This is a genomic window from Massilia sp. Root418, assembly GCF_001425265.1.
Lineage (GTDB): Bacteria > Pseudomonadota > Gammaproteobacteria > Burkholderiales > Burkholderiaceae_D > Rugamonas.
In genome coordinates, this window is record NZ_LMEC01000020.1 from 893,998 (window position 1) to 908,870 (window position 14,873).

General features: G+C 64.4%; 13 protein-coding genes and 8 tRNA genes. 1 reads left to right on the forward strand and 20 read right to left on the reverse strand.

Going from position 1 to position 14,873, the window contains the following annotated elements; all coding sequences use genetic code 11:
• Positions 1-37: 37 nt before the first annotated feature.
• Genes ASC94_RS16210 through ASC94_RS16225 form a run of 4 tightly spaced genes read right to left on the reverse strand, consistent with a single transcriptional unit; the run spans position 38 to position 4,266 of the window.
• Positions 38-997, reverse strand: coding sequence for a threo-3-hydroxy-L-aspartate ammonia-lyase (locus ASC94_RS16210; protein WP_056396785.1), 960 nt, complete (start codon positions 995-997; stop codon positions 38-40).
• A gap of 23 nt (positions 998-1,020) precedes the next feature.
• Positions 1,021-1,989, reverse strand: a complete 969-nt coding sequence (locus ASC94_RS16215; RefSeq protein ID WP_056396788.1) for an ornithine cyclodeaminase family protein — start codon at positions 1,987-1,989, stop codon at positions 1,021-1,023.
• Positions 1,979-2,638, reverse strand: coding sequence for a transcriptional regulator (locus ASC94_RS16220; RefSeq protein ID WP_056396791.1), 660 nt, complete (start codon positions 2,636-2,638; stop codon positions 1,979-1,981). The genes ASC94_RS16215 and ASC94_RS16220 overlap by 11 nt, the downstream gene beginning before the upstream one ends.
• 38 nt (positions 2,639-2,676) lie before the next feature.
• A complete protein-coding gene (locus tag ASC94_RS16225) occupies positions 2,677-4,266 on the reverse strand; it encodes an amidase (RefSeq protein WP_056396793.1) in 1,590 nt (529 codons plus the stop codon).
• 311 nt (positions 4,267-4,577) lie between these two features.
• Between ASC94_RS16225 and ASC94_RS16230 the strand changes: the two genes are divergently transcribed.
• A complete protein-coding gene (locus ASC94_RS16230; RefSeq protein ID WP_056396796.1) occupies positions 4,578-6,320 on the forward strand; it encodes a DUF4214 domain-containing protein in 1,743 nt (580 codons plus the stop codon).
• A 52-nt stretch (positions 6,321-6,372) separates the two neighbouring features.
• Here ASC94_RS16230 and ASC94_RS16235 read toward each other — a convergent pair whose 3' ends face one another.
• The 16 genes from ASC94_RS16235 to ASC94_RS16310 form a co-directional block, all read right to left on the reverse strand.
• Entirely contained in the window at positions 6,373-6,948 is a 576-nt protein-coding gene (locus tag ASC94_RS16235) for an elongation factor P (protein WP_056396798.1), read from the reverse strand.
• 150 nt (positions 6,949-7,098) lie between these two features.
• Positions 7,099-8,304 (reverse strand): elongation factor P maturation arginine rhamnosyltransferase EarP, encoded by a 1,206-nt coding sequence (gene earP, locus ASC94_RS16240; RefSeq protein WP_056396801.1) that lies wholly within the window; start codon positions 8,302-8,304, stop codon positions 7,099-7,101.
• Positions 8,305-8,343: 39 nt separating this feature from the next.
• Positions 8,344-8,419: transfer RNA gene (locus ASC94_RS16245), tRNA-Glu, on the reverse strand.
• Between the two features lie 31 nt (positions 8,420-8,450).
• Positions 8,451-8,526, reverse strand: a tRNA-Glu gene (locus ASC94_RS16250).
• 81 nt (positions 8,527-8,607) lie between these two features.
• Positions 8,608-8,925 (reverse strand): cytochrome C oxidase subunit IV family protein, encoded by a 318-nt coding sequence (locus tag ASC94_RS16255; RefSeq protein WP_056396804.1) that lies wholly within the window; start codon positions 8,923-8,925, stop codon positions 8,608-8,610.
• Between the two features lie 9 nt (positions 8,926-8,934).
• On the reverse strand, positions 8,935-9,612 hold the full coding sequence (locus tag ASC94_RS16260; RefSeq protein WP_056396807.1) for a heme-copper oxidase subunit III family protein: 678 nt from the start codon (positions 9,610-9,612) through the stop codon (positions 8,935-8,937).
• Positions 9,613-9,615: 3 nt separating this feature from the next.
• Positions 9,616-10,296: a cytochrome c oxidase subunit 3 gene (locus ASC94_RS16265; RefSeq protein WP_229417296.1), complete on the reverse strand. Its 681-nt coding sequence runs from the start codon at positions 10,294-10,296 to the stop codon at positions 9,616-9,618.
• On the reverse strand, positions 10,293-12,137 hold the full coding sequence (locus tag ASC94_RS16270; RefSeq protein ID WP_082616583.1) for a cbb3-type cytochrome c oxidase subunit I: 1,845 nt from the start codon (positions 12,135-12,137) through the stop codon (positions 10,293-10,295). Before ASC94_RS16270 ends, ASC94_RS16265 begins: the two co-directional genes overlap by 4 nt.
• 14 nt (positions 12,138-12,151) lie before the next feature.
• Entirely contained in the window at positions 12,152-13,366 is a 1,215-nt protein-coding gene (locus tag ASC94_RS16275; RefSeq protein WP_056396816.1) for a cytochrome c oxidase subunit II, read from the reverse strand.
• A gap of 94 nt (positions 13,367-13,460) precedes the next feature.
• Positions 13,461-13,952, reverse strand: coding sequence for a hypothetical protein (locus ASC94_RS16280; protein WP_056396818.1), 492 nt, complete (start codon positions 13,950-13,952; stop codon positions 13,461-13,463).
• A 175-nt stretch (positions 13,953-14,127) separates the two neighbouring features.
• Positions 14,128-14,203, reverse strand: a tRNA-Glu gene (locus ASC94_RS16285).
• Between the two features lie 28 nt (positions 14,204-14,231).
• Positions 14,232-14,307, reverse strand: a tRNA-Ala gene (locus ASC94_RS16290).
• Positions 14,308-14,344: 37 nt separating this feature from the next.
• Positions 14,345-14,420 (reverse strand) — tRNA-Glu (locus ASC94_RS16295).
• A 48-nt stretch (positions 14,421-14,468) separates the two neighbouring features.
• Positions 14,469-14,544, reverse strand: a tRNA-Ala gene (locus ASC94_RS16300).
• A gap of 142 nt (positions 14,545-14,686) precedes the next feature.
• Positions 14,687-14,762, reverse strand: a tRNA-Glu gene (locus ASC94_RS16305).
• Between the two features lie 33 nt (positions 14,763-14,795).
• Positions 14,796-14,871: transfer RNA gene (locus tag ASC94_RS16310), tRNA-Ala, on the reverse strand.
• Positions 14,872-14,873 lie beyond the last annotated feature (2 nt).

Consider the following 14,873-nt stretch of genomic DNA (forward strand, 5'->3'; position numbering starts at 1 on the left):
ACTGTAACCGCGCCCGCCCCGGCCTGTAACCTGTCCTTTAGGCCAATAGGGCGCAGAAGCGCTCCATGTCCACGTTGCCGCCGCTGATGATGACGCCCACGCGCTTGCCCTGGAGCTGCGCCCGCATGGCGCGCGCCGCGGCGAAACCGAGGCAGCCGGTGGGCTCCACCACGATTTTCATGCGTGTGGCGAAAAAGCGCATTTCGTCCACCAGTTGCGCGTCGCTGACGGTGAGCACGTCGTCCACGTCGCGGCGGATGATATCAAAGGTGTAGTTACCCAGGTGCTGGGTCTGGGCACCGTCGGCGATGGTCTTGGGCGTGTCGATGTGAACGATGGCGCCGCTGCGGAACGATTGCTGGCCGTCGTTGCCCGCCTCCGGTTCCACGCCATAGATTGCGCAGCCGGGCGAGAGCGCGCGCGCCGCCAGCGCGGAGCCGGACAGCAGGCCGCCGCCGCCCAGGCAGACGAACAGCGCGTCCAGCGGGCCGGTCTCGTCGAACAGCTCTTTTGCCGCCGTGCCCTGGCCGGCGATCACGTCCGGATGGTCGTAGGGCGGTATCAGGGTCAGGCCGCCCTCTTCGGCCAGCTTGCGGCCGATGGCTTCGCGGTCTTCGGTGTAGCGGTCGTACGTCACCACCTTGCCGCCGTAGCCACGGGTGGCGGCGACCTTGGCGGCCGGCGCGTCCTGCGGCATGACGATGGTGGCGGGGATGCCGAGCAGGCGCGCGGACAGCGCGATGGCCTGCGCGTGGTTGCCGGACGAGTAAGCCACCACGCCTGCCTTGCGCTGCGCCGCGTCGAAGCGCGACAGCGCGTTGAAGGCGCCGCGGAACTTGAAGGCGCCCATGCGCTGCAGGTTCTCGGCCTTGAAGAATACCTGGGCTCCCAGTTCCTCGTCCGCCGTGCGCGAGCGCAGCACAGGCGTGCGGTGGGCGTGGCCCTCGATGCGCCGGGCGGCTGCTGCGACGTCTTCGTATGTTGGCAAAACTTGCATGATTTCCTTTCCAGAGTTGATGCTTACCAGGGCCACGCCACGCTGGTGCCGACCCCGCGCGCCAGGGCGCGTTCATAGATCATGCGCGCCACGGTGAGGTCCTGCAGGGCGATGCCCGTCATGTCGAAAATGGTGATGTCTTCCGGCTTGCGGTGGGCCTGCATCTGGCCCGAGAGCAGCTCGCCGAGCTGGTGGCACGGCAGCTCGGGGGCCCATTGCATTTCGCCGATCTGGCGCGCCTGGATATGGTCGTCCACGAACAGGCGCGATTTCTGCAGCAGGCCTTCGGGCAGTTCGCGCTTGCCCAGCGTGTCGGCCCCGACGCAGTTGAAGTGCGTGCCGGGCCGCACCGCATCCAGGTTGAACAGCGGGCCGCGGCCGGTGGTGGCGGTGATGACGATGTCGGCCAGCGCCACCGAGGCGTTGCGGTCGGCCGCCGGCGCCACCGCGCAGCGCTCGGAGAACTGGCGCTCGAAAGCCAGGTCGGCCTCGCCGCTGGAGCTGACATAGTCCACCTGGTGCAGCGAGGGGATCAGCTCCAGCGCGTAGCGCAGCTGGACGCGGGCCTGCACGCCGGTGCCGAACACGCAGACACGGTGGCTGTCGGCGCGCGCAAGCTGCAGCAGACCAAGGCCGCCGGCCGCGCCGGTGCGCATGGTGGTGACGCCATTGCCGTCGATGATGCACTGCGGCCGCCCGGTGGCCGGGTCCACCAGCACGATGGTGGCCTGGTGCGGCTCGCCGCCCTTCTCGCGGTTGCCCGGCCAGAAGCCGGCCGACTTGAAGCCGAGCAGATTCTGCTCCACCACGTTGCCGGACTTGATGCCCCACACGCCTTCCGGCAGGCGCTCGCGCACCAGCGGGAACACGCGGCCTTCGCCCTGCTGGTGCAGCACGAAGGATTCGCGGGTGGCGTCCAGCACGTCGCGGAAATTCATCAGGGACTCGCCCTGGACACTATCGATCAGCAGCAGTCTCGCGTTATTTGGCATAGCTGTACACAGTCGCTCTTGAAATGCCCAGGTGCTGGGCGATGATTTCCATGGCGCGCCGCACGTCCAGGCAGCCCGCCTCCCGTAATTCAACGATCAGTGCGCGGCGCTCCTCGGCCTTGAGCGCGCGCGGCGTACTGGAAAGGCGTGCCGCGTAGTCGTCGATGCGGCGCCGGATGCCGTCCGCGCCCACCGGGTCCAGCGATTCCTGCGGGGCCGTGCCATTGCCCGCGTCGATGCGGCTGAACTGCGCGAACACCGACTGCAGGCCGTGGAACATGGTCAGGTCGACATTGATGCACAGCGCGGCGATGTACTGTCCGCTGGAGTCCTTGATGCCGATGGAAGTGCTCTTGGCCTGGCGCCCGTCGGCAAAGCTGTTGGCGTAGTTTGCCACGACGGGTGGATAGGCGGCGTCCGCGATGCGGGCCAGCCCCAGTTCGGTGGCCGGGTCGCCGATGCCGCGGCTGGACAGGTTGTTGTGGATGGCGGCGATGGCGTGCCCGGGGTCCAGCAGGTCGTGCACCACCACTTCGCAGAACGGCGCCAGGGTCTGGCCCAGGCCGTCGGCCACGTGCTTGAGCTGTTCGAGCAGCAGCAGCTGTTCGGCAGTGCGCGCGGCCGCGCGGGATGTCTTCTGTTTTCGCATCTGGACAGAATATCCAGCTTTGGATATTCCGTCAAATACTATTCCACCTGGGGCGACACGCTGGCCGGGAACTGCGGCGCACGGCGGTGCCGGGTGGCTTGCTCGAACGCGTAGGCCATGCCGATCAGCTTCGCCTCTGTATAGCTGCCGCCGACAAAGGACAGCCCCACCGGCAGCCCGTGCACAAAGCCGGCCGGCACGGTCACGTGCGGGTAGCCCGCGACGGCCGCGGGCGAGGAGAAGCTGGCGTTGTAATGGTCGCCGTTGATGAAGTCCGTCAGCCACGCCGGGCCGTCGGTGGGCGCCACCAGCGCGTCCAGGCGGTGCTCGCGCATCACCTGGTCGATGCCCTCGGCGCGCGCGTAGCGGTGGTTGTTGGCCAGCGCATCCAGGTAGGCCTGCTCGTCCAGGCCACCCTTGCCGGCCGCACGTTCCAGGTATTCCTGGCCGAAGTACGGCATTTCCTTGTCCGCGTGCTGGCGGTTGAACGCCACCAGCTCCGCCATGTTGCGCACCGGGGCATTGGGCGCGTAGTCCTTCAGATAAGCCGCCAGGCCGGCCTTGAATTCGTACAGCAGCACCTCGGTCTCGCTGCTGTCGTATTTGTTCACGTTGGGCACCTCCACGTCCACCAGTTGCGCGCCCTGCGCCTGCAGCACTTGCAGGGCCTTCGCGATTTCCGCGTCCACGTCCGGGTTCTTGCCGAAGAAGTTGCGCGCCACGCCGAGGCGCTTGCCTTGCAAGCTGCCCCGGTCCAGCGCGGCGGCGTAGCCGGCCGCCTTGCCGGCGCTACCGGCGGTGGCGCCATCGGCCGGGTCCACGCCGGCCATGGCGGCCAGCATCAGCGCCGCGTCGGCCACGCTGCGCGCCATGGGGCCGGCCGTGTCCTGCGAATGGGCGATGGGGATGATGCCGCTGCGGCTGACCAGGCCCAGGGTGGGCTTGATGCCCACCAGGCCGCAGATCGACGCGGGCGAGACGATGGAGCCGTCGGTCTCGGTCCCCACCGCCAGCGTGGCCAGGCCGGCCGCAATGGCGGCGCCTGAACCGGAGCTGGAGCCGCTGCAGTTGCGGTCCAGCGAATACGGGTTGCGCGTGAGCCCGCCGCGCGCGCTCCAGCCGCTCACCGAATGGGTGGAGCGCATATTGGCCCACTCGCTCAGGTTGGTCTTGCCGATGATGACGGCGCCGGCCGCGCGCAGCTGCGCCGCGACGTGCGCGTCGCGCGCGGCGCGCACCCCGGCCAGGGCCAGGGAGCCGGCGGTGGTGCTCATGCGGTCGGCCGTGGCGATATTATCCTTCAGGAGCACGGGGATGCCGTGCAGCGGGCCGCGCACGCGGCGCAGCAGGCGTTCGCGGTCCATCTCGCGCGCGATCTTGAGCGCCTCGGGGTTGATCTCGATGATGGCGTTGATGCGGGGGCCGGCCTTGTCGATGTTGCGGATGCGGGCCAGGTATTGGGAGGTGAGCGAGTGCGAGGTGAGCTTGTTGGCTGCCATCAGCTCCTGCTGCAGCTGGACCCCGCCGTCGAGAATGCCGCCGGCGGCCGGCTTGGCCGCCGCCTCGGCAGTCACCGCGCCGGCCGCACCTGCGGCCAGCCCCATCCGAACAAATCCCCTGCGATCCATGCCCAGCTCCGTGAGTGGTTATACCGAAAGTATCAATGCACGCAAACCACTAGCATACCAGTCGAAATATTTCCGAGCTACTAATTTGATTATCTATTTGAAACTCACAAACATCTCGTCGGAAACCCAGAAGTATCCCTGCGGAACCGTGTGACGCTTAATGCATGAGCTGAGGCACAATCTGTCAGCCATATCCCTACAACCGCTGTCTATCATCTCTTACAATCATGCTGCCAAATACATCTAGTACGGTACAAACCGGAGTCACTGCGGCCGATATTGGTGCGCGCATCTCTGCGAACGGACGCTACGTGGCGTTCTCATCCAACCAACAACTGACGCCCAACGATCCCTTCGCCACCGACGGCGACATTTACATTAAAGACTTACAGAATGGCACGCTAACGCTGGCCTCGATCGGCCCCACCGGCGCACTCGCCTCCGTCAAGACCGGCGCCACCCTGAGCGGCGACGGCAGCCTGGTGGCGTTCCAGAGCACCCTGGACGGACACGCATCCATTCAGCTGAAGAACCTGCTCACCGGCGCCCTGGGCAGCGTTTCAACCAATAGCGCAGGCGTGGAAGCCAACGGCCAAAGCTACAACGCGGTCCTGTCGACCAACGGGCAATACGTGGGCTTCATCAGCAAAGGCACCAACCTGGTCGCCGGCGACATCAACAACACCGACGATCTGTTCGTGAAGAACCTCGCGACCGGGGTCGTGGTCAATGCGTCCACTACGGCCACAGGCGAGCAGGCCAACGCCCCCACTGCGGACAGCGCGCTCTCCGGCGACGGCCGGGTGGCCGTGTTCACCACCTACGCCACCAACCTGGCGGCGGGCGACGACAACTACGCCGACATCTATTCCAAGAATCTCGATACGGGCACCATCACCCGCGTGTCGGCCAATTCTGCCGGCGAAGCCGCCAACGGTAACAGCGACAACGCCTCGGCCTCCGCCGACGGGCGCTACATCGTGTTCTCCAGCCAGGCCAGCAACCTGGTGGAAGGCGACAACAACGGCCACCGCGACGTGTTCCGGAAAGACATGCACTCGGGTGCCGTACTGCGCGTTTCCATCAGCGCCGATGCCGTGGAAGGCATGGGCGACTCCAGCAACGCCACCATCAGCGCCGACGGCCGATTCGTCGTCTTCGAGAGCAGCTCGGATTTCACCCCGGGCGACGGCGACGGCAAGGCCGACATTTTCATCAAGGACGTCAACACCGGTGCGCTGACCCGGCTTTCCAGCGGCGGCGATGCCAACCACTTCAACTATGCGGGCACAGCCGCGCTGACGGCCGACGGCCTGGCGGCGGTGTTCGCCAGCTACCAGGGTGGCAACGTCAACGATCCGCGCACTATCAACCTGGTGAAGGTGGGGGCGGACTTCGGCACGCAGGTGGGCGCAACGCTGAACGGCACGGCAGGCAACGACCAGGTGCTGGGCGGCCAGGGCTTCGACCGGCTGACCGGCGGCGCTGGCAACGACGTGCTGGACGGCGGCGGCGGCCGTGACCTGGCGATCTACGCCGGCACGCGTGCCAACTTCACCGTCAACATCGGCGCCAGCGGTACTGCCGTCATCGACAAGACCGGTGCCGAGGGCACGGATGCCGTCGGCAACGTGGAACGCTTACAATTCGCCGACGGCAATATTGCGCTGGATATCAACAGCCATGCAGGCCAGGTCTACCGTCTCTACCAGGCCGCCTTCGACCGCGCGCCGGACCTGCCGGGCCAGGGCTTCTGGATTTGGTACATGGACAACGGCATGGCCCTGACCACGGTGGCCAACAACTTCTTGACCTCCATCGAAGGTCAGGCGCTGTATGGAAGCGCGCCCAACAATACCGAACTGCTGACCCGCTTTTACGCCAACGTGCTGCACCGGGCGCCGGATGCGCCGGGCATGGAGTTCTGGACCGGGCTGATGGAGAACGGCATGAGCGCAGGCCAGGTGCTGGCCGGCTTCAGCGAAAGCCCCGAGAACGTCGCGAATGTGGCAGCAACCATCCAACACGGCATCTGGTACACGCCGTTCGGCTAAAAAAAAGGCCAGGTTCCGCGGAACCTGGCCTTTTTCTCACAACTGCGCGGTCTTAGTTGCGGACGACGCGCTTGTATTCATTGGTACGGGTGTCGATTTCGATCACGTCGTCCTGCGATACGAACAGCGGCACCATGACGGTGTGGCGCTTGGATTCGATCGCGTTTTCGATCTTGGCTTCTTTCAGGACGTTGCCCGACGTGTTGCCCTTCACTGCCGGCTCCGAGTAAGCAACCAGGCGCGCGATGGTGGTTGGCAGTTCAACCGAGATGGCTTTGCCGTCATAGAACACGGCTTCGCATTCCATACCGTCTTTCAGGTAGTTCAGCGCGTCGCCCAGGTTCTCTTCTTCGATTTCGTACTGGTTGTACTCTTCGTCCATGAAGACGTACAGCGGGTCGGCGAAGTACGAGTAGGTCACCGGCTTCTTGTCCAGAACGACGACGTCGAACTTGTCGTCACCGCGGAACACGTTTTCCAGGGGAGCGTTCGTCAGAAGATTCTTCATCTTCCATTTGTAGGTGAAGCCCGTGCGGCTCGAACCGTTGACATCAGAACGCAGAACGATGAAAGGCTTGGCGTCAACCATGATGATGTTGCCAACACGAATTTCTTTTGCGGGTTTCATAGCGAGTGTACGTATAAAGTGGGTTGCGTGAAAATCATCTGTCGCCTGCTGGCTTCGAACGCCGTAAGCTCTAGTTTGATCGAGTAAAAATACCGAGTAAAAATACCTGATAGAGTAACCGGGCAGTATACCTGATTTTTGTTGCGCCGCCTACTTCGCCCGCTTGAGCGAGGCGGCGAAACGCAGCAGGTTGCTAGCCAGGTCGCCATGCGCGTCCATCTGCTGCCGCCACTCGGCAGCGCGGCTGGCGGCGGCCGGCATCACGGCCTGCAGCGCGGGCCACAGGGCGCGCCAGTCGGCGGCCGCGTCGGGTCCGCTGTCGGCACCCGGCGGCAGTGCGCCGTTCCAGCGCAGCGCGAACGCGTCCAGCGCGCGCCGGCCCTCGCCCATCGGTTCCGAGTAGCGCTGCAGGAAAGCGCCCAGCTTCTTGTGGTGCAGGTTCTCGTCCTGCGGATAGATGTGCCACACAAAGGGCTTGCCGGCCCATTGCGCCCGCACCACGGAGTCTTCACCGCGCACGAAATTCAGGTCGCAGGCCCACAGCAGCTTGTCGTAATCGGGCTGCGGCACCAGGGGCAGCACGCGCACGGTCAGCGCGCCGCTGCTGCGCGCCGCGCCAGCCGCCGGCTCGGCGCCGAGGAAGGCGCGCACCGCATCGGCGGCCACGCCCTCGGGCACCAGGCACAGCACCGGTTCGCTGCCTTGCGCCCAGGCGCCGAACAGCTCCGCCACCGGGGCATGCGGGTAGCAAAATAGCGACACTTTCAGCGCGGCCATGTCCGCCGGCGTGACGCCGAAACGCGCCAGGAAAGCCGCCATGGCGGCGGGGTCGGACTGGAACGCGATGCGCTGCGCTTCCAGCGCGGATTCGCGCAGCAGGCCGCCGGTCTTGGCGGTGAAGCCGGGGAAGAAGAAATGTTTCGTCAGCGGCAAGCGCGGATGCGAGGACGGCAAGGTATGGCAGCCTTCCACCCACTCTTCTGCCGTCAGGCCTTCCAGGTTCAGCCATACCGGGCGCGGCGTGCACTGCGCCATGGCCGCGATGTAGCCGGGCGGGATATCGCAGCCGAAAAATTCAATCACGATGGCGGCGATATCGGCCGGCGCGAATGCGCCGTCCTGGCTAGCCCAGTGGCGCACGGCCACGCCGGCGACCTGCTGCTGCGCCGCCGCCGTGTCCACCTCGGGGCAGATGCGCTGGAACGTTTGCAGATCGTCCACCCACAGCGTGACGGCGATGCCGTGCTCGTGCCGCAGCTGGCGCGCGAGGCGCCAGCAGATGCCGATGTCGCCATAGTTGTCGACAACTTTGCAGAACAGCGCCAGGGTGGTGGATGGGTTGGTTTCGGTAGCCATGTCGGTAGAAAAAAAGCCGCTCAAGGCGGCTTTTTTGTTTGGCGTCCCCACGGGGATTCGAACCCCGGTACTCACCGTGAAAGGGTGATGTCCTAGGCCTCTAGACGATGGGGACATGATCGGTACACTTTTTTGTTTTTTTGACTTGGCGTCCCCACGGGGATTCGAACCCCGGTACTCACCGTGAAAGGGTGATGTCCTAGGCCTCTAGACGATGGGGACGTCGTAAAAGCGTGCGCGAATTGTAGCATGGTAAGAGCCGCGAAATCAAGGCAAGCCCGTCACGCAAGCCCATACGCGATCTCATCCGAAATGCGTCATGCGCGTCAGGAAAGTATGGTCCCCTTCCACCATCATCAGCCACACCAGCACCAGCAGCGCGGTGGGCGGAATGACGATGGTGTAGATCAGCGCCAGCCGCTCCCATTTCAGGTGCATGAAGTAGGCCACGATCAGGCCGGCCTTGGCGGCCATCAGCAGCAGGATCAGGGTCCAGCGCAGATAGCCCTGCACATGGAAAAAGTCGACCGCATAAGAGAAGGCGCTGAGGACGAACAGCAGGCCCCAGATCTTGAAGTAGATGCCGATCGGATGCTGCGTGGGTACGGTTGCGGTGGACATGGTTCCTCCTTACCACAGGTAGAACAGCGCAAAGATGAAGACCCACACCAGGTCCACGAAGTGCCAGTACAGGCCGGCAATTTCCACGATGTCGTATTTGCCGCCCAGCTCGGCCGCGCTGCGGCGTTCGTAGTGTCCGCGCTGCACGCGGCGCGCCACGATGACGAGGTAGATCACGCCGGCCGACACGTGCAGGCCGTGGAAGCCGGTGATCATAAAGAAGCAGGCGCCGAACTGCGCCGCCCCCATGGGATTGGCCCAGGGCCGCACGCCTTCATGGATGAGCTTGCTCCACTCGAAGGCTTGCATGCAGACGAACATGGCGCCGAACACGGCGGTGACAAACATCAGGCGCGCGCTGGTGGCGCGCTCGCCGCGGTAGGCGAAGTTGACCGCCATGGCCATGGTGCCGCTGCTGGTGATGAGCACAAAGGTCATGATGGCGATCAGGATCAGCGGCAAGTTGGTGCCGGCGATGGTGAGCGCAAACACTTCGCTGGGATTGGGCCAGGCGGCCGTGGCCGAGAGGCGCACCGTCATGTAGCCGGTGAGGAAGCTGCCGAAGATGAAGGTGTCGCTGAGCAGGAAAATCCACATCATCAGCTTGCCCCACGGCACATGGTAGGCGACCTTGTCGCCGGAAAAATCGTTGACCAGGCCTGTCATGCCGCCGCTTGAAGTATCCATGATTCACCTCGCTTGCGGCGGCCGGATGCCGACGCTTTCACACACCACTTGCACGAAGTCCGGCGTGACCAGGAACATCAGCGCGAACAGGGCCAGCCACAGCAGCAACAGGAAATGCCAGTAGCGCGCGCACAGCGCGGCGCTGGCGGCAAAGCTAACGCCGGCAGCCCGCCCCCGGCTGGCGGACAGGCCGGCCAGCGCCGCAGCCGCCAGCCCGCCCGCCACGTGCAGGCCATGCAAGCCGGTCAACAGGTAGAAAAAGCTGCTGGCGGGATTGCCGCTCACCGTGAAATTCATGGCGGTCATGGCTTGCCAGGCCCACAGCTGCGCGCCCAGGAACAGCAGCGACAAGGCGCACGCCAGCAGCGCGGCGCGCCGGCTGCCCTGCCCAGCTGCTGCCCGCGCGTCCGCGCCGCTGGCGCCTGAATACGCGCCGCGCCGCGCGCCTTCCCAGGCCGCACTTGCCAGCGCCAGTACCGCCGTGCTGAGCCAAAGCTGCCAGGGGACGTAGCGCAGCGGCTGCCAGTCCGTCATCGCCATGCGCATCACATAAGCCACGCTGAACAGCATGAACAGCGAACTCACCACGGCCATGAACACCCACAGGCCGACCTTGCGCGCATCGGGTGCCGGCGCCGGTGCCATCGCGCCCGCCATGGCCTCCATGCCCGCCCCGGCGTTCATGCTGCACCTCCGCCGGCCACCGGCCGAGTGTGGCCAGGCACCCCGCCGGGCGCCCCCGCAGGTGCGCCCGGCGGGTCAACATCCGGCCCCACGTTCTGCGGAATGTAATCGCTGGCGCCGGTCTGCTGGCCGTAATCGTAGGCGCCGCGGTAGACCACGGGCAGCTGCGGCCCCCAATTGCCGTGCGCGGGCGGGGTTTGCGGCGTGAACCATTCCAGGCTGGCGGCGCGCCAGGGATTGCCGTCCGCCACCCTGCCCTTGAAGGCGCTGTACGCCATGTTGAAAATGAACAGCAGCTGCGCCACCCCGACCACCAGCGCGGCTATGGTGATGAACTCGTTCATCACCTGCGCGGAGGCGGGAATGAAGTTGTAGTTGTCATAGGCGTAGTAGCGGCGCGGCATGCCCAGCACGCCCAGGTAGTGCATGGGGAAGAAGATCGCGTAGGCGCCCAGGAAAGTGATCCAGAAATGCAGCTTGCCCAAGGTCTCGTTGAACATGCGTCCGCTGATCTTGGGATACCAGTGGTAAATGCCGCCAAACACCGCCAGCACGGGCGATACGCCCATCACCATGTGGAAGTGCGCCACCACGAAATAGGTGTTCGACAGGGGGATGTCGACACTGACGTTACCCAGGAACAGCCCGGTCACGCCGCCCAGCACGAAGGTGCTGATGAAGCCCAGCGCAAACAGCATGGGCACGGTCATGTGTATGTCGCCGCGCCACAGGGTCAGCGTCCAGTTGTAGACCTTGATGGCGGTCGGCACCGCGATGATCAGCGTGGTGGTGGCGAAGAAGAAGCCGAACAGCGGGTGCATGCCGCTCACATACATGTGGTGCGCCCACACGACAAAGCTCAGCGCGCCGATGATGACGATGGCCCACACCATCATGCGGTAGCCGAAGATGCACTTGCGCGCATGCACGCTGACCAGGTCGGAAATGATGCCGAAGGCCGGCAAGGCCACGATGTAGACTTCGGGATGGCCGAAGAACCAGAACAGGTGCTGGAACAGCAGCGGATTGCCGCCCTGGTGGTTCAGGTGCTGCCCCATCGAGACGATGGCGGGCATGAAGAAGCTGCTGCCCAGCGTCTTATCGAACAGCATCATCACGCCGCTGACGAACAGCGCCGGGAAGGCCAGCAGCGCCAGGATGGTGGCCACGAAGATGCCCCACACGGTGAGCGGCATGCGCATCAAGGTCATGCCGCGCGTGCGCGCCTGCAGCACCGTGGTGACATAGTTCAGCCCGCCCATGGTGGCGGCCGCGATGAACACCACCAGCGAAATCAGCATCACCACGATGCCCCATTCCACGCCCGGCGTGCCCTGCAGGATGGCCTGCGGCGGATACAGCGTCCAGCCCGCGCCGGTGGGCCCGCCGGGCACAAAGAAGCTGCCGACCAGGATCAGCACCGACAGCAGGTAGAACCAGTAGCTGAGCATGTTCAGGAAGGGGAATACCATGTCGCGCGCGCCCACCATCAGCGGAATCAGGTAGTTGCCGAAACCGCCCAGGAACAGCGCGGTCAGCAGGTACACCACCATGATCATGCCGTGCATGGTGATGAACTGGTAATACCGCGACGCGTCAATGAAGGCAAACTTGCCCGGATAGCCCAGCTGCAGCCGCATCAGGTCCGACAGCACCAGGCCGATCAGGCCCACCACGATGGCCGTGAGCGCGTACTGCACCGCGATCACCTTGTGGTCCTGGCTCCACACGTATTTGGTGACCCAGCTTTGGGGCCCATGGCCGTGGCCGTCCCCATGCCCTTCATGCCCTTCATGCCCCTCGTGCCCATCGTGCCCATCGTGTCCGCTGCCATATGCCATCGCAACCTCCTGCGTCACTTCACAGTCTTGATGTAGTCCACCATCGCCGCCAGTTCCGCCTCCGTGAACGGCTGCTGCGGCATGATGGGAGGGAAGCCGCGCACGATGCTCGCCTTGGGATCGGCGATCGACTGCTTCAGGTAGGCATCGTCCGCCACAGCGGTTTTGCCGCTGTCCAGCGTTTCAGTCTTGCCGTACAAGCCCTTCCAGCTGGGGCCCACGCCGGGGCTGCCGTCCACGCTGTGACAGGCCGTGCAGCCGCGCGCCTGCGCCAGCAGCTTGCCCTGCGCGGCCGTGTCGCCGGCCCCGGGTGCTGCTGCGGCAGAGGCGGCAGCGCCGCCCTCGCCCGCGCCCGCCGAGCCGGCCGCCGTGCCCTCCGCGCCAGCCGCGCCCGCGCCAGCCGCCGCGGCGGCCACGCCGGTGCCGCCGGCCGCGCCCCCCCGCATCCTGGCCGCGAACGTGGGCTGCGCCGCCAGCCATGTGGCGTAAGCGGCATCGTCCTCCACCACCACGTAGCCGCGCATATTGGCGTGGCCGATGCCGCATAATTGCGCGCACAGCACTTCGAAGCGCCCGACGCGCGTGGGCGTGAACCAGAACGAGGTCACCATGCCCGGCACCATGTTCATGCGCGTGCGGAACTGCGGCACGTAAAAATCGTGCAGCACGTCCTGCGAGCGCAGCAGGACCTTGACCGGCTTGTTGAGGGGAATATGGATTTCCTGCGTATCGACCAGCACGTCGTCCTGGCCGTTGGGATCCTTGGCGTTCACGCCGAAGGGATTTTCCGGACTGATATGGGTGACGTCGGTCTGGCCCATGCGGCCATCCTTGCCCGGCAGCCGGTAATGCCACTGCCATTGCTGCCCCATGACTTCAAACTGCATCGCATCGGCCGGCGGCGAGATCAGTTTGGCGTACACGTCCAGCCCCGGCGCCAGCATGATGACAATGCCCAGCGTGGTGACGCCGATCAGCCACCATTCAAGCTTTTTGCTGCCGTGTTCGGCGGACGCGCGCACGCCGTCGCGGTGACGGAACTTGATCACCGCGTAGGCCACGAACAGATTGATGATGATGAAGATGGCCGCCGTAATGAACAGCGTCAGCATCAAGGCGTCATCCATCTGCTGCCAGTTGGATGCCAAAGGCGTGAGCCACCATGGGCTCCAGAGGTGGAACACGAGCGTGCCCACCACGATCAGGATCAAAGCCAGTGCCAAAGCCATAAGCAGCCCCGTTTCTGTCAGATGTTTCGCTCTCACGCATGTGCAACTACATGCCGTACAACATGCTCAACGAACCACGCAACAACGGTGCAAATTAAGGCTTTTCCATCTTCCGGTAAATATAAGCGGCCGACATGCCGAACAGCGCGTGCCCGACGGCCGTGGGCCAGCCGCGCATCTCGGCGAACCACGAGAAGGCGCCTGCCATGCCGTAGAAATTCAGCACGTACAGCACCAGGCCGAACAGCGCGCCCGCGACCAGCACCATGCCGGTGCTGGAGTCGAGCTGGAACGGCGCGATGATGGCCGCCAGCATGATGCCGAACACGATGCCGAGGATGTAGTGCACGGCCAGCGCCGCCACCAGGATGCCCAGCACATAGCCGGTCGATTGCAGCGCTTCCCAGCCGAGCACCATGGCCGCAACCATGTGGGTCACCTGCCAGGGGTCGCGCACGCCGGCGATTGCCGCCCACGCCACTTCCAGAACCATGAGGATACCGCCGGCGCCAAAGCCGGCAACCGCTGCCGCCGCCCAGTCAGGCTGGCGCGCCACCCAGCGGTGCGAGTGCATATGGAGTTCCATGTCCGTCTCCCTTTTGATGAGCGGCTACGATGGCCACCCTCGTCCAGTGTAGGTCAGTTTCGCCAACATGCAATCTCGTTAAGTTTGCCGCTTCGGATAGTGCGAAGCCGGCGCGCAAACGAAAAAAAAGCCGCGCGCGGCAGCTTGATCGGATCACTGTGATATTTGCCAGAACTGGCGTCCCCACGGGGATTCGAACCCCGGTACTCACCGTGAAAGGGTGATGTCCTAGGCCTCTAGACGATGGGGACCTGAGAACTTCCGATGCCTCTGCGCTGTTGGTGGAGGTAAGCGGGATCGAACCGCTGACCTCTTGCATGCCATGCAAGCGCTCTCCCAGCTGAGCTATACCCCCCGGGCGCAGAAACAATGCACTACTTTACTACAACTACTGGCGTCCCCACGGGGATTCGAACCCCGGTACTCACCGTGAAAGGGTGATGTCCTAGGCCTCTAGACGATGGGGACCTGGAACTTCCGTTACTGCTTACTGCACTCTACTCTCTTCCGCACTCATGGTGGAGGTAAGCGGGATCGAACCGCTGACCTCTTGCATGCCATGCAAGCGCTCTCCCAGCTGAGCTATACCCCCTCTGGTGCAGAAAAAAATAAAGCCGCACTAGGCGACCTTGTTACCACTTCTGCGATAATCCGGCGGGCCGAATTATAAGCTTTCAGTACAACAAACGTCAACTGCCAATTTACTTCCAAACCACTTTGCTACTTTGCTACCTTGGCGTCCCCACGGGGATTCGAACCCCGGTACTCACCGTGAAAGGGTGATGTCCTAGGCCTCTAGACGATGGGGACCCTGAACTACCGTTACTGCATTCTTCGCTGAACTGGTGGAGGTAAGCGGGATCGAACCGCTGACCTCTTGCATGCCATGCAAGCGCTCTCCCAGCTGAGCTATACCCCCCG

Coding starts and splice junctions, on each gene's coding strand:
- ASC94_RS16210 (WP_056396785.1), bottom strand. CDS start 997: ATGCAAGTTTTGCCAACATACGAAGACGTCGCAGCAGCCGCCCGGCGC.
- ASC94_RS16215 (WP_056396788.1), bottom strand. CDS start 1,989: ATGCCAAATAACGCGAGACTGCTGCTGATCGATAGTGTCCAGGGCGAG.
- ASC94_RS16220 (WP_056396791.1), bottom strand. CDS start 2,638: ATGCGAAAACAGAAGACATCCCGCGCGGCCGCGCGCACTGCCGAACAG.
- ASC94_RS16225 (WP_056396793.1), bottom strand. CDS start 4,266: ATGGATCGCAGGGGATTTGTTCGGATGGGGCTGGCCGCAGGTGCGGCC.
- ASC94_RS16235 (WP_056396798.1), bottom strand. CDS start 6,948: ATGAAACCCGCAAAAGAAATTCGTGTTGGCAACATCATCATGGTTGAC.
- earP (WP_056396801.1), bottom strand. CDS start 8,304: ATGGCTACCGAAACCAACCCATCCACCACCCTGGCGCTGTTCTGCAAA.
- ASC94_RS16255 (WP_056396804.1), bottom strand. CDS start 8,925: ATGTCCACCGCAACCGTACCCACGCAGCATCCGATCGGCATCTACTTC.
- ASC94_RS16260 (WP_056396807.1), bottom strand. CDS start 9,612: ATGGATACTTCAAGCGGCGGCATGACAGGCCTGGTCAACGATTTTTCC.
- ASC94_RS16265 (WP_229417296.1), bottom strand. CDS start 10,296: ATGAACGCCGGGGCGGGCATGGAGGCCATGGCGGGCGCGATGGCACCG.
- ASC94_RS16270 (WP_082616583.1), bottom strand. CDS start 12,137: ATGGCATATGGCAGCGGACACGATGGGCACGATGGGCACGAGGGGCAT.
- ASC94_RS16275 (WP_056396816.1), bottom strand. CDS start 13,366: ATGGCTTTGGCACTGGCTTTGATCCTGATCGTGGTGGGCACGCTCGTG.
- ASC94_RS16280 (WP_056396818.1), bottom strand. CDS start 13,952: ATGGAACTCCATATGCACTCGCACCGCTGGGTGGCGCGCCAGCCTGAC.